The following is a 23,947-nucleotide window of genomic DNA, read 5'->3' as shown; positions in this document are numbered from 1 at the left end:
AGATGTGTATAAGAGACAGGCGCCGGGGCGGGCGGGTACGGGGTGAGGCCCGTCGCGCCCGGGGTCGGGTACATCGCGGAGAACTGCTTGGTGCTGTTCGGTGGCGTCGGGACCGGCACCGGTGGCGCCACGGCCGCGGACGACGCCGCAGCGGTGGCGGCTTTGGCCAGTTCTCCGGCCGTTGAATACCGGTCGTCGGGATCCTTCGCCATACCGCGCGCGATGACGTCATCGAAGGCGCGGTTCACGCCGCGGCGCATGATGCTCGGCCGCGGCGGCTGGGCGAACATGTGCGCGCTCATCAACTGGCGCAGGTCGCCGGTCTCGAACGGCGCCCGCCCGGTCAGGCATTCGTAGAGCAGGCAGGTCAGCGAATACACGTCGGCCGGCGGCCCGACCGGTATCCCGTTGAACCGTTCCGGCGCCATGTAGGCCGCCGAACCCACGATCATGCCCGTCGAGGTGACGCCGGGATCTCCGCCGGTGTGAGCGATGCCGAAGTCCACCAGATAGGCGAAGTCGTCGGCGTTGAGCAGCACGTTCTCCGGCTTGATGTCGCGGTGCACCAGACCGTCGGCGTGCGCGGCGTCCAGCGCCGCGGCGACCTGCGTGATGATCGATGCCGCGCGGTGCGGAGGCAGCGCGCCGTTGGCGCGGAGTTCGCCGGCCAGGCTGACGCCCTCGACGAGCCGCATGTCGATGTAGAGGACGCCGTTGATCTCACCGAAATCGTGCACCGGGATCACGTGCGGTTCCTGCAGCCGGGCCGCCACGCGGGACTCCCGACGGAAGCGCTCCTGGAAGCTGGGGTCGGCCGCCATCTCGGTGCGCAGCAACTTCAGCGCGACCATGCGGCCCTTCACCGTGTCGTACGCCCGGTAGACCTCGCCCATTCCGCCCACACCGATGACAGAACGGAGCTCATAGGGGCCGAACCGGGTACCGAGACGTGCGCCGCCGTACGGGGTGGCCATGAAGAAGAGTTCCTTTCGATTCGTCCCGACGGTACCGGGAGCTCCTCGCCGGAGCCCACTGCGCGGCCTACCCATCTGGTATGACTATGCCCACACGCTGGGCCCACACGCTGCCCACCCTGCTTTCTCTGTGCAGGGCCTGCCAGGAAGGTCTGACGGTGAGCACTCCGACTCTCGAGCCGGTGCGCGCCGCCCCGGGACCGAGGGGTGCACTGGCGCTGTGGATCCGGCGCCTGGCCGTACCGATCATCATCGGATGGGTCGCGCTCGTCGCCCTGATGAACGTCAGCGTCCCCCAGCTCGAAGTGGTCGGCCAGCTGCGGTCGGTGTCGATGAGCCCCGACGAAGCGCCGTCGGTGATCGCGATGACCCGCATCGGCGAGGTGTTCGACGAATTCGAGTCTGACAGTTCGGCGATGATCGTGCTCGAAGGCGATCAGCCGCTCGGCGCCGAGGCGCACCGGTTCTACGACGACATGGTCGACCGGCTCGAAGCCGACACCCACCACGTGGAGCACGTCCAGGACTTCTGGGGCGATCCGCTCACCGAGGCCGGCGCGCAGAGCAACGACGGCAAGGCCGCCTATGTCCAGGTGTACACCGCGGGCAACATGGGCGAAGCGCTGGCCAACGATTCCATCGCGGCGGTACAGGAGATCGTCGACGGGATGACCCCGCCGCCCGGGGTCAAGGTGTTCGTGACGGGCACCTCGGCGTTGGCAGCCGATCAGCAGATCGCCGGCGACCGCAGCGTCCGGGTCATCGAGATGGTGACCTTCGCCGTCATCATCACCATGCTGCTGATCGTGTACCGGTCGGTCGTCACCGTCCTGGTCGTGCTCGCGATGGTGGTGCTGAGTCTCACAGCGTCACGTGGCGTCGTCGCCTTCCTGGGCTACCACGAGTTGATCGGGCTCTCGACATTCGCGACCAACCTGATCGTCACCTTGGCCATCGCCGCATCGACCGACTACGCGATCTTCCTGATCGGCCGGTACCAGGAGGCCCGGAGCATCGGCGAAGACCGGGAATCGGCCTTTTTCACGATGTTCCACGGAACCGCGCACGTGGTCCTCGGATCGGGCATGACGATCGCCGGGGCGACGTTCTGCCTTTCGTTCACCCGGCTGCCCTATTTCCAGTCCCTCGGCATCCCGGTCGCGGTCAGCATGACGGTGGGCGTGGTGGCAGCGCTCACCCTGGGGCCGGCGATCATCACCGTCGCAAGCCGGTTCGGTCTGCTCGAACCCAAACGCGCGATGCGGATCCGCGGCTGGCGGCGGTTCGGTGCGGCAATCGTGCGGTGGCCCGGCCCGATCCTGCTCGCCACCATCGCGCTGTCGCTGGTCGGGTTGCTCACGCTGCCCGGGTACAAGACCAACTACAACGACCGCAACTATCTGCCGTCGGATCTGCCCGCCATGGAGGGCTTCGCGGCGGCCGAGCGGCACTTCTCGGCGTCCAAGCTCAACCCCGAGATCCTGCTTGTCGAGAGCGACCACGATCTGCGCAACCCAGCCGACTTCCTGGTGATCAACAAGATCGCCAAGGCCCTGTTCAAGGTGGAGGGCATCGGCAGCGTGCAGGCGATCACCCGCCCGCAGGGAAAGCCTCTGGAGTACAGCACCATTCCGGCGCAGATGAGCATCGGCGGCACGATGCAGGAGCTGACCAGGGCCTACGTCGAGGGCCTCACCGACAACATGCTGGTGCAGGCCGACGAGATGCAGAACACGATCGACACGATGCACAGGATGACGGCGCTGATGGCGGAGATGAGCGCCAACACCAGCCTCATGGTCGAGCAGACCCACCGGATGGCCGCCGACATCACCGAACTCCGGGACAACATCGCCGATTTCGACGACTTCTTCCGGCCGATCCGCAACTACTTCTACTGGGAACCGCACTGCTACAACATCCCGGTCTGTTGGTCGATGCGGTCGATCTTCGACGCCATCGACGGTACGAACATGCTGACCGACGAAATCCAGAATTTGCTCCCGCACCTGGACCGGCTAGACGCACTGCTGCCGGAGCTGCTGGCCCTGATGCCCCAGCAGATCGAGTCCATGCGGTCTGCCCAGACCATGATGCGCAGCATGCAGTCCACGCAGGCGGGGATCCAGGAGTGGATGGCCGCCCAGCAGGAGGACGCCAGCGCGATGGGCGAGGCGTTCAACGACGCGATGAACGACGACACCTTCTATCTGCCGCCGGAGATCTTCGAGAACGAGGACTTCAAGCGCGGGATGGAGAGCTTCCTCTCCCCCGACGGTCACGCGGTGCGCTTCATCATCTCCCACGAGGGCGATCCACTGTCCGTGGAAGGTATCGACCGCGTCGACGCCATCAAGAACGCCGCCAAGGAAGCGATCAAGGGCACCCCCCTGGAGGGCTCGCGCATCTACATCGCCGGGACCGCGTCGGCGTTCAAGGACATGCAGGAGGGCAACAACTACGACCTGCTGATAGCCGGGATAGCGGCGCTGTCTCTGATCTTCATCATCATGCTGCTGATCACCCGGGCGCTGATCGCGGCCGCGGTGATCGTCGGCACCGTGGTGATCTCCCTCGGCGCCTCATTCGGGCTGTCGGTGCTGGTGTGGCAGCACCTGCTGGGCGTCGAACTGCACTTCATGGTCATGGCGATGGCGGTGATCATCCTGCTCGCCGTCGGAGCCGACTACAACCTGCTGCTCGTGGCGCGCCTGAAAGAGGAGTTACCGGCGGGGATCAACACCGGGATCATCCGCGCGATGGGCGGCAGCGGATCGGTGGTGACGGCGGCGGGGCTGGTGTTCGCGTTCACCATGATGTCGATGGTGGTCTCCGAGCTGACGGTGGTCGCCCAGGTCGGCTCGACGATCGGACTCGGGCTGCTGTTCGACACCCTGGTGGTGCGCGCGTTCATGACGCCGTCGATCGCGGCGCTGCTCGGTCCATGGTTCTGGTGGCCGCAGCGGGTTCGCCGGCGGCCCGCGTCATCGGGCTCGCTGGCGCGCCGATGACCGCTGTCGGCGGTATGCCCGCAAAGTCGCGCCGCGACGAGAGACAATGTCAGATCAGCCCGTCCCCGCCCGATCCCGAATGTCGGAGGTAGCCGCCATGGTCCGAACACTGTCCGCCGCACTCCTCGCCGGCGCCGCCGGTGCCCTCGGGCTCGCCGCTCCCGCCGCCGCGGACGAGGCCGGCTACCTCAAGCTGCAGGACCGGTTCGCGTTCCTGACCGCCGACCAACTGCTCAGCACCGGATACCAGGTCTGCCAGGCGTCACGCAGCGGGATGGTGGCGCCCGACATCGTCGACATGGTCTCGCGGGATCTCGGTGCTGGATTGGCTTCGGCCACCGAGATCGTCGCGAGCGCCATCATCCAACTCGACTGCTGACTCAGGGAGCCGGCGGCGGCACGTTCGGCAGACCCTCTTGGATCGCCGCGAGCTGCTTGTTGCCGATCTGATCGATGAAGTCCGGCGGCGGAGCGCTCGTGTCGCCGGGCGCGCTGTCGAACGAGATCGTCGTGAAGGTGTTCTGCTCGGTGAACATCAGTGCACTCGAACCGCGGCTCCCGTCAGGCGTCGTCCCGTTGACGACGGTGCCGTCGGATCCGATCGGCGCCGGCTCCGGTGTTCCGGTGTTGATGGTGCCCATTCCCTCGAGGGTCTTGGCCTTGAGCGCCGTCGCCTGTTCGGGGTTGTCCATGACGAAAATGTTGATGGTGATCGTCGCCGCCTTGTCGGCCGTGGCGAACACCTGCTCCGCACCCTGGGTGCCGTCCGGGTTGAGCTTCGCCGGTTCGGCGATGAACTCCACCGGCGCGTCGATGTCCTCGGCCGTGATGAGCAACGAGGTGTAGTCCGCCTGCTCTGCGGCCTCGTCGGCGGTGGCCTCGCCCGAACCTGCTGCGGCGGAGGTGGTTTCGGAACTGGCCTCGGCGGCGGACGTCGACGAGCTTTCCGACGACTCCTCTCCCCCGCCGCCGCAGGCTGCCAGCACGCAGGCGAGCGCGAAGCCGGCAGCCGCCATTCGGGTTCCGGTGGCGAGTGACGCGTTCATCGATCAGTGGCCCTTTCGCAGACATTTGCTGCCACCCCGTCGGCGACATGCGCGATGATGACGGTAGCTGCAGATCCGCCGTCACCGTCAAATTTCGGCGAATAACAGAAAAGCGTGTCTGACGTCGGGTCTTGGCCGGCAGCATCCGGTGAGGTGGATTATCGTCGTGACGGTCTGCTCCCGCCGTCGGCGAAGCGAACGAATGTTGCTCCACGGGACGCTCGCTCGACGCCACAGACCAATATTGACGCGCCACGAAACCCTTTGCGAACAAAATCATCCGCCGGAGAACCGCGCCTTGTAGCCTCTGCGTGACTGAATGGAGGTCATCTCGTGACGACGGTGAAGCAGATGTGTCTCGGTGTCGCCGTAGCCGGCGTCGTTGCCGGTGGCGGCGCCGCCGTCGGGACCGCGGTGGCCTACGCAGATCCCACCGGGTCCGACTCCTCGAGTGGCGTCAACGCCGGTCCCGGCGCATCGTCCGGTTCCACGGCGCAGGACGCGAGCACCCCCACGGAGCGGCCGACTCGGGGCGTGTCGAGCCCTGCCCGGGCGTCGTCGGACCGCAATCAGTCCGCTCCGACGCAGCGCACCACCTCCACCGCCCGATCCGCGCAGCAGGACGACGACGCCGAAGCGCCGAAGTCGATCCGGAGCGGAACCGCCTACCGCACAACGGGTTCGGTCGAATCGGCCGCCGATGCCGGTCAGGGCCCGACGGGATCGGCCGCCAGCCGGCCAGCCCCTCGGCGGGCCGAGACGACCGCGCTGCGGCAGGCCGTCAACAAAGTGCCCGATGTCGTGGCCCGTGCGCTGCAGACACCGGACGCGGCACCCAACCGGATCCCGCTGCCCGCCCCCTTCGTCCCGACGGCGTTCACCAACACCGCGGCGACCACGGCGGCGACCCGCACGCGCAACACACCCGCCGGGGTGACCGGAAAGCGCGTCGTCGACCCGACCAGAGAGCGCGTGCTGGTGATCGGCGTCGACGGCGCCAATCTCAGCCGCATCCTGGCCAACCCGCAGAACCAGAACTTCGTGCGCCTGATGGAGACCAGCACGACTGCGTCCGCGAGCATCGTCGGACACACCACGATCTCCAACCCGTCGTGGACCGCGATCCTGACGGGGGCGTGGGACAACAAGTCCGCCGTGATCAACAACGTGTTCACCCCGGACACCTACGACCGGTGGCCGACCGCGTTCACCCAGCTCGAGGGCTACAACCCCGACCTGCGGACCAAGGCCATCGCCAACTGGGACGTCATCACCGACATCGCGGGCGCGGGCGCCATCCCCGCCGACGACATCGTGTTCATCCCCCAGGTCCCCGGCGACGACGACTGGGCACTGACCGATGCGGCCGTCACCGCCGAGGCGGTCCGGTCGATCCTGGGCACCGCCCCCGGCTACGAGGACGTCCCCAACTTCCTGTTCACCTATCTGGTCCAGGTCGACGAGAACGGTCACATGCACGGCGGCGCGTCCCCGGAGTACGCGGCGTCGCTCGGGCGCACCGACGACAACCTCGGGCTGCTCCTCGACGCGGTCGCCGCGCGCGAGGCGGCCACCGGCGAGGACTGGACGATCATCGTGGTCACCGATCACGGCCACCAGCCGCAGCTCGGCTTCGGCCACGGCTTCCAGTCGCCGGATGAGACGGAGACGTTCGTCATCGTCGACGGTCCCGACTTCGCCGACGGCGCCATCAACCTCTCCTACGAGATCGTCGACGTGACGCCCACCGTGGTGAGTCTGTTCGGCGCCATCCCGGACGGCAACATCGACGGGGTGCCGCTGATGTCGCTCGCCGGGGACACCCTCATCCCGCCGAACCTGTTCCAGGCGCTCGAGGAGGCGATCGCGGCCAACCAGGCGCCGGACCCGATCACGACGTTCGCGCTGAGCCTGCGCACGATCTTCGCCACGATCCCCTACTACGTCGTGGACCTGACCGGTAGCGAGGACAATCCGCTCTACGACGTGACCAACCTCATCGCGCAGATCGTCGCGCAGCTGACCGGGGTGCAGGTGTTCCCGCCGCAGTATGCGACGCCGAGTCAGCCGCAGCCCAGCACCACGGCGGTGTGACGCTCGGTGCCGATGCGTTTCGCGATCACGTTCGTCGCCGCCCTACTGGCCGTCCTGACGATTCCCGCCACGCCCGCGGGGGCGACGAAGCCCAACGCACCCGATCTGCAGGCCTACACGTCCGTGCCCGCTGAGGGTTTCGTCGTCGGCCGGGAGGCGTACTTTCAGACCCCTGACGGCTTGCTGTGCGCAATGCTGCCCGACCAGGGCCGCGCCGGTTGTCACGGACGCCTGCCGGGAACGGCCAGCGGCGCCAACGAGATCGCGCTGGCCGCGGACGTGAACGCGCGGGGCCTGCGCAGCACCGTCAACCCCGGCTTCGTCAAACCGCTCGGCGGCGCCGCACCGGTGCTTCGTGAGGGCCAGAAGCTGGTGTTCGGGGACTTCGAGTGCGGGGTGGGACCCGGGCCGACCACCGCGTGCACCGAGGGCACCCCCGCGGCGCAGTGGCTGGTGGTCTCGCCGGCCGGCACCGGCGTCGGTCCGCCCACCGAGGGGCTGCCGGACAGCTTCCCCGACCCGAACGACTTCGTCGTCGGCGACGAGAGCTACATCGTCGGAATGGGCCCGAAGAACATGTTCCCCGTCTTCACCGTCGACGGCGGACTGACCTGTTCGATCGTCGTCTTCAGCGGCGGTGAGATCGGTTGCGACGGACCGCTTCCGGGCGTCACCGGTGGGGAGAACGAGGTCTACGCCCAGCTGCCCGGCGGCGCAGGCATCCGCCGCACCGACGATCCGAGATTCTCCACCCCCGCCTACCCCGGGCCGATCCGGCGATTGCCCGTCGGGCACCGCGTCAACGGGATCGGCTCGACGTGCATGGCCATTCCGTCCGGGGTGGCGTGCTACGGCACCATCGGCGATACGGTGCAGGGCTTTGAGGTCACGCCCGACGGCGTCTCGACGTTCGGCGGGTGATGTCCCGCCGGTGGGACCCCGCCGGGCCGTAACTGGTTTGATGGACCTTGATGCGAAGCGATGACCGGCTGTCCCCTCCGGAGCCGCCCGGTGCGACGGACGATCTCGTCCCGGTGGGCACACCGATCGACCTCGACAATTGCGCCCGCGAGCCGATTCACATCCCCGGCAGTATCCAGCCCCGTGGCGTACTGGCGGTCATCCGCGAGCCGGAGTTCGTCATCCGCCAGGTCAGCGAGAATGTGGCGGACCTGCTCGGACGTCCCGTCGACGCCGTACTCGGTGCACACCTGTCGGCGCTGATCGGCGCCGACCAGTCCGCCCTGATCGAGCAGGCGGCCGCGAGCTTCAGCGATCTGCGTCAGCGCAATCCGGTCGAATGCACGCTGGCGGTGGACGGCGAACTCCGCCCGTTCGACGCGATCATGCACCGCGAACCGGGCGGGGTGCTGCTCGTCGAACTGGAGATGGCCTACGGCGAGCGGCCGTTCTCGTTCCCGAACACCTACCAGGCCGTACGCAGTTCGATCGAGGAACTCAACCGGGCCGCGACCCTGACCGAGCTGTACAACGTGACCGCGGTGGCTGTGCGCGAACTCACCGGCTTCGACCGGGTGATGGTCTACCGGTACGACGCGGAGTACAACGGCGAGGTGGTCGCCGAGGCCAAGCGGGCGGACCTGAACTCCTTTCTGGGCCTGCACTATCCGGCCTCGGACATCCCGGCGCAGGCGCGGGCGATGTACGAGCGGAGTTGGCTGCGGCTGATCTCCGACGTCGACTACACGCCGGCACGCCTCGTGCCGACCGTCGACCCCGCCGTCGGGGCGCCGCAGGACCTGACCCACGCGACGTTGCGCAGCGTGTCTCCGATCCACATCGAATACCTGAAGAACATGGGTGTGCAGGCGTCGATGTCGATCTCGCTGCTGCGCCACGGCCGGTTGTGGGGCCTCATCGCGTGCCACCACTACGCCGGTCCGCATCTGCCGCCGTACGGCACGCGCGCTGCGGCGGAGTTCCTCGGATCGGCGTTGTCGCTGCGCCTCGTCGAACGATACGAGGGTGACCAACTGGAGAAGCGGCTCGCGGCACAGGCAGTGCTGACGAAGCTGACCGCGGCGGCGATGAACGAGGCCGAGCCGCTGACCGTCGCGCTGCTCGGCGCGCCTGATCTGCTCGATCTGGTACCCGCCGACGGTGTGGTCGTCGACATCCAGGGTGACCGGCAGGAGCGCGGCACGGTGCCGCCGCCGGAGGTGGTGTCCGCGGTCGCCGCCTGGGCGCTGGACACCGGCGAGGAAGTCGCCTACAGCGACTCCCTGTCCGGGGCGCTGCCCGACACCGACGTCGACGTGCAGTCTGCCGCCGGCGCGCTGGTGCTCAACCTGCCCGACGGCCAGTCCGCGATCTGGTTCCGGCGCGAGGCGGTGCGCTCGGTGGACTGGGGTGGCGATCCGCACAACAAGGCGATCGCGGTCCAGGAGGGCGACGAGGTCAGGCTGAGCCCCCGCAAGAGCTTCGAGAGATGGCGCGAGGTGCTGCATCACCGCAGCGAACCGTGGTCGCCGAGCGAGGTCGAGTCGGCGGACTCGCTGCGGCGGTCGCTGGTGGAGTCGCTGTACAACCGGACGCGCGACGAACTGCGGGTGGCGGAGATCCTGCAGCGCAGCCTGATGCCGGAGACGTTGCCGACGCTCGAGAAGTGGCAGCTGACAAGCCATTACGAACCATCGGGGATCGGACGGGTGGGTGGCGACTGGTACGACGCGTTCCAGCTGCGCGACGGCAGGCTGATAGTGCTGCTCGGCGACGTCGCCGGGCACGGGATCACGGTCGCAGGAACGATGGCGCAGCTGCGAAATGCGTTGCGCGCGCAGCTGTTCGCGGGTGCCGCACCGGCCGAGGCGCTCACCCAGCTCAACGAGTTCAGCTCGCACATGCTGCCCGGATCGCTGGCGACCGTGGTGGTCGCACGGATCGACCTCGAATCGGGCTACGTCGAGGCGACGAGTGCGGGGCACCTGATGCCGTATCTGACCAACGGGGGGCCGAGGGCCGCCGCGGCGCCGATACAGCTGTCCCCGCCGATCGGGCTGCGCGGCGCGGTGTATCACCAGAGCACGTTCACCGTCGACCCCGACCACGGGTTCGTGATGTTCTCCGACGGCCTCGTGGAGCGGCGGGGTCAGGCGATCGACGACCGCCTCGAGCTACTGTCCGAAACCCTCGGGCGCGCAGGCGATGCCCCGGCGACGAGGCTGTGGGCGGAGATGGGTTCCAGCGAGACCGACGACGACGTCACGGTGGTGACGTTGCGGCGGTTGTAGTCGCGGCCGCGAAGTTTCGGATCGGGGCGGCGGAGAGATACGCTCTCACGCTGTGAAGCGTCTAGCAGTACTCACTACCAGTCTTGTCCTCGGATTTGGGCTGATACCCGCGGGCAGCGCGAACGCGCAGAGTCCCTGCGACCCCAATTACTCGGGCCCCTGCGTTCCGATCGCGAGCGACGTCGACTGCGCAGGTGGCAGCGGAAACGGCCCGGCGTACGTGTCGGGTCCGGTCACGGTCGTCGGAAACGACATCTACGACCTCGATCGCGATGGCGATGGGACGGGTTGCGACTCGTAGTTCGCTCGGCAATGTGCGTCGCCCGCCCTTGCACCCGTGAGTATGCATTACGTATCCTACGGAGGTACGCTTTGCATATATAGGGACCGAACATGGCACAGACGCGCAGCACTCCGATCCCCACCACGCTGGCCCAGGCCCCGCTGAGGACAATCCGGCCACGCGATGCGGCAAGTACGTACGCTCATCCCCGGCCGCAGTTGGCCCGACTGGCCGAACAGGGACTCCTTCACCGTCTCACAGATGGGTATTACGTCGTCGTTCCCCAGGAGTTGGTGGGGCGCAACTGGATACCCGACCTGGAAACGGCGGCCGCTGGAATCGCGGCCGCGATCTACGGCCATGACGACGTCGTCGTCATGGGATTGAGCGCCGCACGCCTACACGGCGTAATCCCGCGCGCACTCGCCACCGCGATAGTGGCGGTACCGCGCCAGCACCGCGCCGTCACGCTCACCGACAGGCCAGCCGTCGTCCGGTTCGTCAAGCGCGACACCGCAGGCCTCGACGCGGAGCGCATCCGCACCGAGCTTGGCCCCACGCTGGTGACGACGCCCGAGCAGACCATTCTGGACCTGGCGCACCGACCAACTCTTGGCGATAACGAATCTGACGTTCCTGACGCTGTCGCCGCCCTTTGCTCACGCAGCGACAAGAAACACCTTCAGCGCCTCGCCACCGAACAACGCCGACTGTCCTCCCTGCGCCGGGCGGAAGACTGGGCGGGGGTCGATCATGGATCCTGACGAACGTGACTCGGTCGCAACGCAGTTCGGCGTGTCCGCCGAGCAAGTTGAGCGCGATCACCTCATTTCCCACCTCCTGGCGTTCCTCAGCCGTGAGTTCGGTGACCGGGTCCACTTCATCGGCGGGACCGCCCTGGCCCGCACCCACCTCCCCGACGGACGGCTGAGTGAGGACATTGACCTCATCGCCGTCGGCAGCCGCAAAGAGGTGGCCACCGCGCTCGACGCCACACTCCCCCGCGCCGTCGCGCGCACCCACGGCCGGCTGACCGTCGAACCCGCCCTCAGCGCTACCGCCGACACCCTGCCGGTGCTGTTGCACCCCTCGGACGGACGCCCGGTTCGCCTCCAATTGCTCTCCGCGCGCGACCGGGTCGTCTGGCCGACGGAACGCCGCGATCTCTTCAGCGCTATGGGGATGCACCCGCTGCTGAACTACTCGTGCCCACGCTCCCCGCGTTCGCGGCGTCGAAGACGGCGACATGGACGGACCGGCACGCGGCCCGCGATCTCTGGGACCTGTGGGCACTGAGCCGGGTCGGCGCCATCGACGCAGACGCCGCCGCGGTGTTTCGGCGGCACGGACCGACCAACAAGGCACCGGCGCAGCACATGTTTGACCGGGCCCCGACGGACGCCAAGTGGCAGGCGCAGCTGGCCGGGCAGACCCGCCTGACCGTGTCAGCAGCCGAAGCGCTCGCCGCCGTACGCGAGGCGTGGCGGCAGGCCGTGCGACCTGCACAGACGTTCACGAACGGTGAATAAACGGTGACTCGGCGAGACTGATCTTGAAAAATAGCCTCACCAGTGGGGCGGGCGGGGCTCGAACCCGCGACCAAGGGATTATGAGTCCCCGGCTCTAACCAACTGAGCTACCGCCCCGGCGCGTAGCGCGCCGACCATCGTGTCACACCGCGTCGGCGAAGACCGTCTGCCCGTCGTCGTCCACCAGGTACCGCTCCGTGCCGGACTCGACCCGCGGCGCGTCCGCGGCCAGCGCCACCGCGATCTTGTTCGTCGCGTTGCGCATCACATCCAGCGTCAACTCGACAGACTCCTCCTCCGAGAAGTGCGCGTGCACCCCGGCAGCGACCTCTTCCGGGATCGCGGACGGCGTCCACACCAGCGCATCGACATACCGCAGCGCGGCCTTGTGCTGCTCGGTCAACCGCTCAGAGGCCTCGAAGTCCTCGATGTCGCCGTACAACTCCTCCGAGCCGCCCGCATCCAATGCCTTGGCCTCCCGCAGTGATCGGCACAGCCGGCAGTGATGCGCAGCCGCACCGCGCAGTCGCACCACCTCGGTCGTCACCGCATCGAGCTCGCGCAGGCGCGCCACCGACGGCACGTACTCCCCCAGCAGCACACCGGCAGGATCCGTGTCGTGATCCCAGCCCACCTCGTCACTGTGGTCCGGCCGCGCCAGCCCCAGCGCGGCCAATCCCGCCCACACCCGCGGCACGAAGTCGGCGACGAAGATCGCCGACACCACCCGGAAAGCTCTGTCCCCCACCACCGCTGCGAACCGCCCGCGCTGGTGATCCCCGATCCCCGTGACATCGGTGCTGAACTGTTCGGCGAACGCCGCGACCACCGACTCGACCTCGGAATTCTCGTCGAGCACATCGACCTCGACCGGAAGCGGCCGTAGCCGCAGCGCGCGCCCACTCGTCAATCGGATCACGTTGTCGAGGCGGGGATCTCCCGACGACATCGCGACCAGACGGGACAGTTGTTCGAACACCGCGTCGACAGCCACAAGCGAATTATTGCGCCTGACTGACCGACGACATGTGAAAGTCGGGAATCCGCAGCGTCGGCATCGCTGCCCGCGTCGCCCAATCGCCCCATTCGCGCGGCAGCGTCACCTCGCTGCTCCCGGCTTCGGTGGCCCGCCGCAGCAGATCCAGCGGGCTCTCGTTGAATCGGAAGTTGTTGACCGCAGCCGTCACTTCGCCGTCCTCGACCAGGTACACCCCGTCGCGGGTCAGCCCCGTCAGCAGCAGCACCGTCGGATCGACCTCGCGGATGTACCAGAGCGTCGTCAACAGCAGACCCCGCTCCGTGCTCGCGATCATGTCCGCCAGGCTCGCGGTGCCGCCCGTCATCACCAGGTTCTCCGCCGGCACCGCCACCGGCTGGTCGAATTCGGCTGCCGCCGCCCGCGGATACGCCAGCGCATTGATCACACCGTCGCGCAACCAGTCCACCCGGCCGATGTCCATCCCGTTGTCGAACACCGAGACCCGCTCCGACGACGTCGACGCCGCCACGAACGGCGTACACGCCAGCCCCGGCACCGCCGGATCGGAGAACAGCGTCAACGGCAGATCCGTCAGTTTCTCACCGACCCGCGTCCCGCCCGGGGCCGACAGCGCCGTGCGGCCCTCCTGGGCGCCCCGGCCGTCCATCGTCCACGTCAGGTAGATCATCATGTCCGCCACGGTGGACGGCGGCATCAACGTCTCGTACCGGCCGGCGGGCAGTTCGACGGTCCGGCGCGACCAGTCCAGTCGCAGTGCCAGATCCGCGAGCATCGCATCGGTCGGCACGTTGACGAAGTCGGCGGTACTGATGCCCGCCCACGCGCTGCCGCCGTGGCGTTTCGCGTTGATCTCCACCGACCCCGTCGGCAGCGTGTAGCGGCGGCGCAAACCGGTCGACGTCGCCACGAACGTCGTCTCCAGCACGTGCCGGGCGAAACCGTACAGCGTGTCCTCGCCACGGAATCCGCGCGCAAGACTGCCCGCCACCCCCGCGAACACCTCGGCGCCGGTCATCGGCACCGGGGTGCCCCAGTCCCCCGGCGTCTCGGTGGCCGCCAGCGCGGGCGCGGCATCGCGGGCCTCGGGCGCCGCGATCGCCGCCTCCTGCGACGCCGTCACCAGCGCCGGGATCGCCGCCGGTTCCACCTCGCTGGAACGCACCGACCCGACCTGGGCCCGATCACCCTTGCGCACAATCGAAATCACCGTGGTGGTGCGGGTCACCGACTCCCCGTTGGTGGTCATGGAGTTGCCCGCCCACCGCAGCGACGCGTCGGCCCGGTCAGTGACCAGAACGATGGTCTCGTCGGCGCGGCCGCGGCGCTGCGCCTCGGCCAGGACCGCGTCCACGACCTCCTGCGGCTCGATCATCGGCTCGCCCCGATTGCCCTCTTCGCTGCGCTCATCGGGCGCCCTCACTCCGGGTGTTCAGCACATTGATCCCCCGGAACAGCGCCGACGGACAGCCATGGCTGACCGCCGCCACCTGACCGGGTTGCGCCTTGCCGCAGTTGAACGCGCCGCCGAGCCGCCACGTCGCCGGACCTCCGACCGCCTCCAACGCCCCCCAGAAATCCGTCGTCGTGGCCTGATACGCCACGTCGCGAACCTGGCCCTCGAGTTTGCCGTCGCGGATACGGAAGAACCGCTGCCCGGTGAACTGGAAGTTGTAGCGCTGCATGTCGATCGACCACGACTTGTCGCCGACGATGTACAGACCGTCGTCGACGCGCGCGATGAGGTCCTCGGTGCTGATGTCCTCGGCCGCGGGCTGCAGCGACACGTTGGCCATCCGCTGGATCGGTACGTGGTGCGGTGAGTCGGCATACGAGCAGCCGTTGGAGCGGGCGACGCCCAGCCGCGGCGCGAACACCCGGTCGAGCTGATAGCCGACGAAGATGCCGTCCCGCACCAGGTCCCAGCTCTGCGCCCGCACCCCGTCGTCGTCGAAACCGGTTGATGCCAGGCCGTATTGGACGGTGCGGTCGGCGGTCACGTTCATCACCGGCGATCCGTAGCGCATCGAGCCCAGCTTGTCCGGCGTCGCGAACGACGTGCCCGCATAGGCGGCTTCGTAGCCGATTGCCCGGTCGTATTCGGTGGCGTGACCGATGGATTCGTGAATCGTCAGCCACAGGTTCGTCGGGTCGATCACCAGATCCGTCGGCCCGGCGGTGACGCTGGGCGCCTTCGCCTTCTCGGCGAGCAGCCCCGGCAGCTGCGCGAGTTCCTCGGTCCAGTTCCAGATCCCGTCACCGGCAAGAACCTCCCAGCCCCGCGCAGTCGGCGGCGCCAGGGTCCGCATGCTCTCGAAGGTGCCCGCCGCGCTGTCGACGGTGACGGCCTCGAGGCTGGGCAACACACGCACCCGCTGCTGGGTGATCGAGGAGCCGAACGTGTCCGCGTAGAACGTCTGCTCCTTGGCGGTGTGCAGACCCGCCGACACGTGGTCGACGCCGTCGGCTGCCAGCAGTCGGCCCGAATACTCGCCCAGCACTGCGATCTTCTCGGCCGACGGCACGGTGAACGGATCCACGATGTAGTCCGACACCCAGCTCACGTCGCGGTACACCGGTTCGGGCGCGAGCTCGACGCGTTCGGCGTTGAGGGGGGCCAGTGCCTGGGCGACCTGGACCGCACGCTGCGCGGTCGCCGCGGCCACCGCGGGGTCGAGTTCGGCGTGCGAGGCGAACCCCCAGGTGCCGTCGACGATCACCCGCACCGCCAGGCCGATCTCCCGGTCGAGCACCGCGGTCTCGAGGTCACCGTCGCGCAGCTGAACCCATTCGTTGGTGATGGAATGGATCCGCAGGTCGGCGTAGCTCGCACCGGCGGACAGCGCTGCCGACAGGGCGGCGTCGGCCAGCTGGTGTCGCGGTAGCGCAAGGAAATCGGCGTCGATACGTCGCGGCGCTGTCACGCCACCACCGTAGTAGCTGCGTCCCGATCAGGTCGGTGCGGCGCTCGTCGGCAGCACGGTCAGCTCCACCGCCAGTGCCGCCCCGCACACCACCGCGACGATCGCGAGCGTGATCCAGTCCCTGGCCTTCGGACCGGCGGGCGCGGCCGCGATCTGGCCGGCGCCACCGCGGGCGGTGATGGCGTCGCCCATCTCGTCGGCGCGGCGTAGCGCCACGGTCATCGTGGCCGCCAGCAGGTCGACGACCTCGATCAGCCACCGTCTGCGGCGTGCCCGCCGGCTCGCCAGGTGCTGTTTGGGCCGCAGTCGCCGGGCGGCGTACAGCGTGGTGAACTCGTCGATCAGCATCGGGAACGCGCGTAGCGCCAGCGCGATCGCGACCGACCAGTGATCGACCGGGATGCGTAGCGGCCGCAGCGGACGGCCCAATTTCGCGATCGCGGGGGCGATCTCGGCGACGTTGGTGGTGAACGAGACCATGGCGCCGAGGCCGAGCAACACGATCGACAGCGTGGTGATCCGCAGGAAGTTCAGCAGCCCGCCGAATCCGATCTCGATCGAGCCGAAGTCGACGATCGGCGCCTTACCGGCGAAGGTCGCGGTCAGTCCGCCGAGGAACAACAGGAACCACAGCCACCCGGGGATCGACGGCAGGGCGCCGCGGGGGATGTGGGCCAGCCGCGCGGCGATCACGATGAGGACGCCGACGGTCAGGATCGGCACCCAGCCGGGGTAGAAGGTCAGCAGGACACCGATGGCCAAGACGATGATGAGCTTGGTGCCGGCCCACAGATCGTGGATCACCGAGCTGCCGGGCACCGGTCGCAGCAGGACGACCGGACGGCGTTGCCGGCGCGCAGGCGCGGTCATTGCACCCTTCCCGCGGCGGTTTGGGGGGTGACCAGTGCGCCGTCACGCAGATGCAGGGTGCGCGAGCACAGCTCCTCCATCCCGGAGAAGTCGTGGGAGATCACGACGACGGTCAGCCCGGCGGTGCGGCGGAGATCGGCCAGCAGCCGCAGCAGGCCGCGGGCGCTGGCGGCGTCCAGCCCGGCAAGCGGTTCGTCGAGGATGAGCGCCCGGGGGGAACGAGCCATCAGGCCGGCGAGGACCACGCGGCGCATCTGGCCGCCGCTGAGCTGGTCGATCCGCCGGTCCGCCATCGTCCCGTCCAGACCCACCGTGGCCAGCGCCCGGGCCACCCGGGCCTCGTCCCGGGGCGAGAACCCCGCGGCCGAGGCGATCTCCTCGCCGACGTTGGTGCGCATGAGTTGCAGCCGCGCGGCCTGGAACGAGATCGCCACCGCCCCGACCTGATCGCTGACCGGCTTGCCGTCGAGGAGGCACTGGCCGCTCGTCGGCACCGTCAGACCGGCCATGATCCAGGCCAGCGTCGACTTGCCCGAGCCGTTGAGGCCGTGGATGAGCACGCCGTCACCTTCGGGCACCACGAAGTTCAGGTCCCGCAGCGCCGGCTTCGCCCATGGCGTCCCGCTGCCGTATTCGTGCCCGACGTCGATGAGTTCGAGCACCGGCGCGGCCTGGGTGTCGCCGACGGGCGCCGTCGCAGCCGGGGCCTGCGCCGTCTCCACCATGTCGGTGTTGTCGGAGGCGCCGCCGTTGCCGGTGAGGTTGATGGCGCGGTCGGCGCTACGCGCCTCGTCGTTGTAATGGGTGATGTGTACCAGCGCCATCTGATGATGGTTGGTGAGGCCGGAGAGCACCGTCATCAATCCCTCGCGGCCCTCCTGATCGACCATGCTGGTCACCTCGTCCGCGATCAGCAGGGACGGTTCGCGCGCCAACGCGGCGGCGACGGCCAGACGCTGCAGCTCACCGCCGGACAACCCGCCGGTGTCACGTTCGTCCATCCCGTCGAGGCCGACCTCGGCCAGCAACCTGGGCACATCGGTGGTGGTGCCGGGCGGCAGCCCCCAGACGACATCGTCGGCGACGCGGGTGCCGAGCACCTGACTCTCGGGGTGCTGCATCACTACGGCGGTTCCGCCCAGCCGGCCCAGACCGACGGTGCCGGGGCGTTCGACGATCCCGGCGGTCGGCTCGCGGCCGGCGAGGATCAACATCAGGGTGGTCTTCCCAGACCCGTTGGCCCCTGTCACGGCGACGTGTTCGCCGCTTTCGATGGTCAGCGACACCGGGCCCAGCGCGTCGTGGTCGGCGCCGGGATAGCGGAAGCGCACGTCGGTCATCCGGGTCGGCACCGGGCCGACGGCGCCCTGTTCGGGCACCGGTTCGAGTTTGTGCACGTCGGGGACGCCGAGCAGCCGGCTGAGCACCCGGGACAGCGCCCACCAGCCGACGAGGGTGACGAACACGATGCTCAGCACGCCCGAGCCGCCGATGAGCAGCGGCCAGTAGTCCAGGGCGGTCGCGAAGTCGCGTTTGAGCCGTTCGGCGGTGCCCTCCATGTCCGGGATGCGGGCGATGATCGCGGCGACGCCGTTGACGTTGGCGGTGATCGAATCGAAGATCAGGTTGCGCAATCGCGACAGGACGGCCAGGGCCGCCACCGACGCCGCGCCGAACGCCGTACCCGCGATGAGGGCGGTGACCAGGACGGTCGGGGTGCCGCGACCGCGTCGTTTGACGACACCGGTCAGGCCGCCGATGTAGGCGCAGTTGATCACCGTCATCATCCCGCCCATCCCGGCGATGAGGAACGCGATGGTGGCTCCGGCGACGGTGGCGGCGAGCAGGACCCGCAGCCGGTATCGGTAGGCCAGTACGCCCATCGGAACGGTGCCCAGCAGGGACAACGCCGCCGCGAACGGGACGACGACGGCGATGATCGCCGTCGCCGCGCACAGCGCTGCCATCACCGAGGCCTGGGCCAGCTCGCCCGGGTGCAACGATCCGGCACGTCGACTGGGGGTCGGCGTTCCGGTAGCGGTCATCACCTGATTCTGCCAGCCTGATGGGGTGGCACCGCGCTCCCGTCGCGCAGAATCCACCACTGCATAGTGTGCCTATGTATTATGACGCCATGTCAGGTGAGCATCTGGGCGCCGAACTGCTGTCGGTCGTGGCCCGGTTGAATCGGTTCGCCACACAGCGCACCAAGCTCCCCCTGCCCTGGGCGCAGGCCCGGCTGCTATCCACGATCGAGGACCGCGGCGCGGCGCGGATCTCGGATCTGGCCTGTCTGGATCACTGCTCCCAACCCACGATGACCACCCAGGTCCGCCGACTCGAGGACGCCGGTCTGGTGTCCCGCACCGAGGACCCCCTCGACGGTCGGGCCGTGCTGATCCGGATCACCAAGAAGGGCAGACAGGTGCTCACCGAGGCCCGCATCGACCGCGCCGCGGTGATCGATCCCCGCCTCGAGAAGCTGACGGCCGAGGACCGCGAGACGCTCGCCCGCGCGGTGGAGGTCATCGAGCGAGTGCTCACCCAGACCGACTGATCACATCGCGAACGCCAGCACCTGCGTGGTCTGTTTCGGCGAGAAGTTGTCATCGCTGACCAGGAGCACCGTCCGGCGGCCGTCGGGCAGCGTCGGACCGAGCGTGATGCCTTCGATGTTGTCCAGCGCGGTCAACCCCGGCGTGGTCGTCAGATCGGCCAGCAGCGTCTTGGTCATGGGCCGCACGGCCTGCCCGGCCACCGCCGGACGCGCCAGCACGTCGTCGGCGCCGGTCACCTCGACGCGGTAGATCCGCACGGCCACGCGGGTGCCGTAGCCGCGTTCGATCGCCAGGAACGACGAGTCGTCGAGCGCCACCAGATCCGACAGCCCGTTGTCGCCACCGGGCCCGGCCACCACCGGATCCAACGGGTAGAGGTACTGCGCTGTCGCAGTACGGGTCTCGGGGTCGAAGCGGGTGATCCGGGTGAGCGCCCCGTCGGACTCCGTCGGCGCCGGACCGTCCTCGAAGCGAGGAGCCTCCATCGCCGCCCACAGCCAGCGTCCCTCGGGCGTCAACGTGAGTCCCTCCAGGGCGAAGTTCTGCCGGGGCCCGTGCTCGTCGGCGGACATCCGCAGGCCGGCGGGCAGCGCGAACTCGCCGAGGTAGCGGCCGTCGAGGTCGGCGATGCGCACCCACGGGTCGGACAGCAGCGGCGCCCCCTCCTCGGTGCGTCGCTCCCCCTCGCTGGACCAGTACAGCCGCTGCCGGGCGGCGTCGAAGGCGATGCCCTCGGGATCCGGCGGCACCACCGGCGGGTTCGAAGCGGCGTCCAGCGGCCGGAACGGGACGCCGGCCGGATCGAGCCACGGCCGGGTCGACACGATCTCGACGTTGTCGATGCCGTTGCCGGACAGCTGGATACGCGCGGTGTAGAACCTCGCCGGATTCTTCGCCGAGCGGTCGTCGCTGACGATGTAGTACAGATCGCGGCCGGGGTCGTAACTGATGCCGGACAGACCGCCGACGACCGTGCCGTCGAACGTTGCGTCCGGCGGCACCTGCCACTGCCCCAGGAACTGCAGTCCCGCCGGGGCCGCCTGCACCGGCGCGCATCCGGCGACACCCAGCGCACACGTCAGTAGCAGCGCACCGACGGTGCTTCTCATGTGACGACCGTTCCGATCATCGAACCGACGGCGTAGGTGGCCGCGATCGCCACCCCGCCGAGTAGCAACTGCCGGGAGGCCGCCCACAGCACCGGTTTCCGGGTGAACCGCGCGGCCACTCCCCCGACGAGGAACAGACCCGCCCCGCCGCAGGCCAGCCCGGCGGCGAGCGAGGCGAAGCCGAGCAGGTACGGCAGCAGCGGGATCACCGCGCCGATCGCGAACATGAGAAACGACGACCCGGCCGCGACCCAGGGGGACGGCTTCTCGTTCGGGTCGACGCCCAGCTCCTGCACGAGATGGAAATTGAGCGCGCGGTTCTCGTCGCGGTGGATCTCCTCGGTCGCGGTGGCGGCGGTCGCCTGGGACATGCCCATGTCGACGAGCATCGCCGCGAGTTCCTCTTTCTCCGCCTCCGGATACTTGCGGAACGAGCGGCGCTCGACGCGCACCTCCGAGTCGATCTGCTCGTTGGCCGTGGTGACCGAGGTGTACTCGCCGAGCGCCATCGAGAATGCTCCGGCCAACAGTCCGGCGACGCCGCTGAGGATGATGGCGTTGGCGCCCGCGCTCGCGGCCACCCCGGCGATCAGCGCGGTGTTGCTGACGAGGCCGTCCATCGCCCCGAACGTGGCCGCCCGCAACCAGCCCCCGGTGACGTCGGCGTGCTGGTGATCGAAACTGTGCGGTCGGGGCGTGGGTGGTTCCGGGGCCGGTGGGTTCGATTGCGTCATACGTGGTTCCCCTCGGTTTCCGACATCACAGTTTCCGGGAGCGTATAGCGGGTTACCGTCCAGTATGACCACCACTGCGGAGCATCTGCGAAACGCGCTCGACGGGCGCTGGCGCGACGTGAAGAACGACATGCGGGACAAACTCTCCCACCCGGTGTTCAAACCGCATCACACGCCCAACACCGTCATCGCCCGCACCAAAGCGAGCGAGCAGTTGCGGATCATGGCCGCCGAGGGCGCCGCCGAGGACGGGTTCGCCAAGGAGCACGGCGGCAACGGCAACGTCGGCGCTGCGATCACCCAGATCGAGATGCTCGCGATGAGCGACCTGTCGCTGATGGTCAAGGCCGGGGTGCAGTGGGGCCTGTTCGGCGGGGCCGTGGAGAACCTCGGCACCGAACGCCACCACGAGAAGTACGTCAGGCGCATCATCGAGTGCGATCTGCTCGGCTGTTTCGCGATGACCGAGACCGGCCACGGCAGCGACGTCCAGTCCCTGGAGACGACGGCCACCTACGATCCGCAGACCCAGGAGTTCGTCGTCAACTCCCCTACCCCGACCGCACGTAAGGACTACATCGGCGGCGCCGCCCAGACCGCCCGGATGGCAGCGGTTTTCGCGCAGCTGATCACCGACGTCGACGGCGAACCGGTCAGTCACGGTGTGCACTGCGTCCTGGTGCCCATCCGCGACGAGGACGGCAACGACCTGCCGGGTGTGACGACCTCGGACTGCGACTACAAGGGCGGTCTGCCCGGTGTGGACAACGGCCGCATCGTGTTCGACAACGTGCGGGTGCCGCGGGAGAACCTGCTCAACCGTTACGGCGACGTCGCCGAGGACGGCACCTACACCTCGCCCATCGAGAACCCCAACCGGCGTTTCTTCACGATGCTGGGCACCCTCATCCGCGGCCGGGTCACCGTCGGTGGTAGCGGCGCCGCCGCGGCTCGGGTCGCCCTGGACATCGCGACGCGGTACGCGTTGCAGCGCAAGCAGTTCTCCGCCCCCGACGGCGACGAGGTGCTCATCATGGACTACCTGGTCCATCAGCGCCGACTGCTGCCGCTGATCGCCCGGTCCTACGCGCTGCAGTTCGCGCAGAACGAACTCGTCGCCAAATGCCATGAGCTGCAGAGCGCGGAGAACCCCGACGCCGAGGAGCAGCGCGAACTCGAGTCGCGGGCGGCCGGCCTCAAGGCCGCCAACACCTGGCATGCCAGCCGCGCGATCCAGGAGGCGCGCGAAGCCTGCGGCGGCGCCGGATATCTGGCGGAGAACCGGCTGATCGGCCTGCGCGGCGACATCGACGTGTTCACCACGTTCGAGGGCGACAACCACGTGCTCACCCAGCTGGTGGCCAAGGAACTGCTCACCGCCTACGCCGACGACGTCAAGGGCATGAGCCCGGTGGAGTGGGTGCGGTTCGCTGCGAACTTCGCCGGCGAGCGGGTGCTCAAACGCACTGCGGCGGAGACGATCATGCAGACGATCCTCGACACCCGCCAGGACAACGAGGAGGAGGGCAGCCTCTTCAACCGCGGCACCCAGGTGCAGATGTTCGAGGACCGCGAGGAGTACCTGATCTCCACGGTGGCGCGCCGGTTGCAGCGCCGGTCCAAGGAGATGAGCGCGTTCGACGCGTTCAACTCGGTGCAGGACCACGTGCTGCACGCCGCGCGCGCCCATATCGACCGCGTCGTCCTGGAGGCCTTCGTCGCCGGCATCGACGCGTGCCCGGACGAGGAGGCCCGGCGCATCCTCGACCTGGTGTGCGACCTCTACGCGCTGTCGGTCCTCGAGGAGGACAAGGCGTGGTTCATGGAGCACCGCTTCCTGTCCACGGAGCGGGCCAAGCGGGTCACCAGCGGCATCAACGAGCGCTGCCGCAATCTGCGGCCGTACGCCGAGCTGCTCGTCGACGGCTTCGGAATCCCCGAGCAGCTGCGCTACGCGGCGATGATGGATCCGGACGAGCTGATGACCGTGGGACCGGCCTAGGAGTTCGGAATCGGGTCGAGGGCCTCGAGCGTGCCGTCCTGTCCGATGCGGAACCGCACGGTACCGATCCCCGTCGGGCAGCACGGCGCCTCGTCGCCCTGGCGCCACTGATACTGCACCTGCACGGTGTCCTGGCCGCCGGTCAGCACGGACACGTAGGGGCGCGGTGACGGTGTCGCCGGGCCCAGGGGCCGGTCGCCGTCGAAGAACAGCACCTGCTGCGGACTGTCGGACTGCTGGACGGCCGGGGCGATCTGGACCCAGTGCAGCCTGCAGTCCAGGGCGTGTCCGCGCGCGACCTCGGTCCACGGCCCCGATGCGGGTGGGGTGGCGCCGATCTCGCGCTGTACAGTGCCGGGTGCCGGGCCGTCGGCGGGGGTGCAGGTGTCAGGCTTGGGCGGCGCGGCGCCGGGCGGACTCCATCCGCACCCGGCGGCGATCAGGCCCGCCGATGCCAGCACTGCCAGGGGTAGGCGCATGCGGCTCAGCCTACGGCCGGGCGGGCTCCAAGAATTCCCCAAGAATCCGTTGAGGGCCGGGGCGGATTCTCTAGATGCGCCCCGAA

General features: G+C 68.7%; 21 protein-coding genes and 1 tRNA gene. 11 read left to right on the top strand and 11 right to left on the bottom strand.

Going from position 1 to position 23,947, the window contains the following annotated elements; genetic code table 11:
• Positions 1–974 (bottom strand): serine/threonine-protein kinase (locus A5757_RS21870; RefSeq protein ID WP_156618627.1); only part of this gene is annotated, 974 nt, incomplete at its 3' end.
• Between the two features lie 158 nt (positions 975–1,132).
• Here A5757_RS21870 and A5757_RS21865 point away from each other — a divergent pair.
• Together A5757_RS21865 and A5757_RS21860 are read left to right on the top strand one after the other, a co-directional pair.
• Positions 1,133–3,985 carry an RND family transporter gene (locus A5757_RS21865; protein WP_066838667.1) on the top strand — a complete coding sequence of 951 codons (2,853 nt, stop codon included), beginning with the start codon at positions 1,133–1,135 and terminating at the stop codon, positions 3,983–3,985.
• 97 nt (positions 3,986–4,082) lie between these two features.
• The gene (locus A5757_RS21860) at positions 4,083–4,364 is read left to right on the top strand and encodes a DUF732 domain-containing protein (protein WP_066838664.1); all 282 of its coding nucleotides are present in this window, start codon (positions 4,083–4,085) and stop codon (positions 4,362–4,364) included.
• A 1-nt stretch (position 4,365) separates the two neighbouring features.
• Here the strand turns inward: A5757_RS21860 and A5757_RS21855 are convergent, their stop codons facing one another.
• Complete coding sequence (locus tag A5757_RS21855; RefSeq protein WP_156618625.1) at positions 4,366–5,031, bottom strand: hypothetical protein; 666 nt, start codon at positions 5,029–5,031, stop codon at positions 4,366–4,368.
• A 333-nt stretch (positions 5,032–5,364) separates the two neighbouring features.
• On the opposite strand from A5757_RS21855, the gene A5757_RS21850 reads away from it, so the two are divergent.
• From A5757_RS21850 to A5757_RS24095, 7 genes are all read left to right on the top strand, one after another.
• Positions 5,365–7,125: an alkaline phosphatase family protein gene (locus A5757_RS21850; RefSeq protein WP_066838660.1), complete on the top strand. Its 1,761-nt coding sequence runs from the start codon at positions 5,365–5,367 to the stop codon at positions 7,123–7,125.
• Between the two features lie 12 nt (positions 7,126–7,137).
• Positions 7,138–8,046: a hypothetical protein gene (locus A5757_RS21845; RefSeq protein ID WP_066838657.1), complete on the top strand. Its 909-nt coding sequence runs from the start codon at positions 7,138–7,140 to the stop codon at positions 8,044–8,046.
• A gap of 50 nt (positions 8,047–8,096) precedes the next feature.
• On the top strand, positions 8,097–10,376 hold the full coding sequence (locus tag A5757_RS21840) for a SpoIIE family protein phosphatase (RefSeq protein ID WP_197497410.1): 2,280 nt from the start codon (positions 8,097–8,099) through the stop codon (positions 10,374–10,376).
• 100 nt (positions 10,377–10,476) lie between these two features.
• Complete coding sequence (locus tag A5757_RS23830) at positions 10,477–10,677, top strand: hypothetical protein (RefSeq protein WP_066838818.1); 201 nt, start codon at positions 10,477–10,479, stop codon at positions 10,675–10,677.
• 92 nt (positions 10,678–10,769) lie between these two features.
• Positions 10,770–11,423, top strand: a complete 654-nt coding sequence (locus A5757_RS21830; protein WP_066838655.1) for a type IV toxin-antitoxin system AbiEi family antitoxin — start codon at positions 10,770–10,772, stop codon at positions 11,421–11,423.
• 31 nt (positions 11,424–11,454) lie between these two features.
• Positions 11,455–11,955 (top strand): nucleotidyl transferase AbiEii/AbiGii toxin family protein, encoded by a 501-nt coding sequence (locus A5757_RS24100; protein ID WP_369815984.1) that lies wholly within the window; start codon positions 11,455–11,457, stop codon positions 11,953–11,955.
• The gene (locus A5757_RS24095) at positions 11,865–12,188 is read left to right on the top strand and encodes a nucleotidyl transferase AbiEii/AbiGii toxin family protein (RefSeq protein ID WP_369815983.1); all 324 of its coding nucleotides are present in this window, start codon (positions 11,865–11,867) and stop codon (positions 12,186–12,188) included. The genes A5757_RS24100 and A5757_RS24095 overlap by 91 nt, the downstream gene beginning before the upstream one ends.
• Before the next feature lie 43 nt (positions 12,189–12,231).
• Here A5757_RS24095 and A5757_RS21820 read toward each other — a convergent pair.
• The 6 genes from A5757_RS21820 to A5757_RS21795 all read right to left on the bottom strand — a co-directional run bounded on the left by A5757_RS21820 (position 12,232) and on the right by A5757_RS21795 (position 19,024).
• Positions 12,232–12,305: transfer RNA gene (locus tag A5757_RS21820), tRNA-Ile, on the bottom strand.
• A 25-nt stretch (positions 12,306–12,330) separates the two neighbouring features.
• The gene (locus A5757_RS21815; RefSeq protein WP_369815987.1) at positions 12,331–13,137 is read right to left on the bottom strand and encodes a carboxymuconolactone decarboxylase family protein; all 807 of its coding nucleotides are present in this window, start codon (positions 13,135–13,137) and stop codon (positions 12,331–12,333) included.
• A 52-nt stretch (positions 13,138–13,189) separates the two neighbouring features.
• Positions 13,190–14,560: a metallopeptidase TldD-related protein gene (locus A5757_RS21810; RefSeq protein WP_066838652.1), complete on the bottom strand. Its 1,371-nt coding sequence runs from the start codon at positions 14,558–14,560 to the stop codon at positions 13,190–13,192.
• Between the two features lie 31 nt (positions 14,561–14,591).
• Positions 14,592–16,109, bottom strand: a complete 1,518-nt coding sequence (locus A5757_RS21805) for a TldD/PmbA family protein (protein ID WP_066838649.1) — start codon at positions 16,107–16,109, stop codon at positions 14,592–14,594.
• A gap of 27 nt (positions 16,110–16,136) precedes the next feature.
• The gene (locus A5757_RS21800) at positions 16,137–16,979 is read right to left on the bottom strand and encodes an energy-coupling factor transporter transmembrane protein EcfT (protein ID WP_066838647.1); all 843 of its coding nucleotides are present in this window, start codon (positions 16,977–16,979) and stop codon (positions 16,137–16,139) included.
• Entirely contained in the window at positions 16,976–19,024 is a 2,049-nt protein-coding gene (locus A5757_RS21795; protein WP_066838644.1) for a DUF2232 domain-containing protein, read from the bottom strand. Before A5757_RS21795 ends, A5757_RS21800 begins: the two co-directional genes overlap by 4 nt.
• Before the next feature lie 89 nt (positions 19,025–19,113).
• On the opposite strand from A5757_RS21795, the gene A5757_RS21790 reads away from it, so the two are divergent.
• The gene (locus A5757_RS21790; RefSeq protein WP_156618623.1) at positions 19,114–19,536 is read left to right on the top strand and encodes a MarR family winged helix-turn-helix transcriptional regulator; all 423 of its coding nucleotides are present in this window, start codon (positions 19,114–19,116) and stop codon (positions 19,534–19,536) included.
• On the opposite strand, the gene A5757_RS21785 is transcribed toward A5757_RS21790, so the two are convergent.
• Both A5757_RS21785 and A5757_RS21780 read right to left on the bottom strand, forming a co-directional pair.
• The gene (locus A5757_RS21785; protein WP_066838640.1) at positions 19,537–20,646 is read right to left on the bottom strand and encodes an esterase-like activity of phytase family protein; all 1,110 of its coding nucleotides are present in this window, start codon (positions 20,644–20,646) and stop codon (positions 19,537–19,539) included.
• Positions 20,643–21,380, bottom strand: coding sequence for a VIT1/CCC1 transporter family protein (locus tag A5757_RS21780; RefSeq protein ID WP_066838637.1), 738 nt, complete (start codon positions 21,378–21,380; stop codon positions 20,643–20,645). Before A5757_RS21780 ends, A5757_RS21785 begins: the two co-directional genes overlap by 4 nt.
• 64 nt (positions 21,381–21,444) lie before the next feature.
• Between A5757_RS21780 and A5757_RS21775 the strand changes: the two genes are divergently transcribed.
• Positions 21,445–23,382, top strand: coding sequence for an acyl-CoA dehydrogenase (locus A5757_RS21775; RefSeq protein WP_066838634.1), 1,938 nt, complete (start codon positions 21,445–21,447; stop codon positions 23,380–23,382).
• Here the strand turns inward: A5757_RS21775 and A5757_RS21770 are convergent.
• Positions 23,379–23,861, bottom strand: coding sequence for an LppP/LprE family lipoprotein (locus tag A5757_RS21770; protein ID WP_066838631.1), 483 nt, complete (start codon positions 23,859–23,861; stop codon positions 23,379–23,381). The two genes, A5757_RS21775 and A5757_RS21770, sit on opposite strands and share 4 nt — an antisense overlap.
• Between the last annotated feature and the right edge of the window lie 86 nt (positions 23,862–23,947).

The sequence above is a fragment of the Mycobacterium sp. 852013-51886_SCH5428379 genome, from assembly GCF_001665575.1.
GTDB lineage: Bacteria > Actinomycetota > Actinomycetes > Mycobacteriales > Mycobacteriaceae > Mycobacterium.
This window is presented reverse-complemented; position numbering and strand designations above follow the sequence as displayed.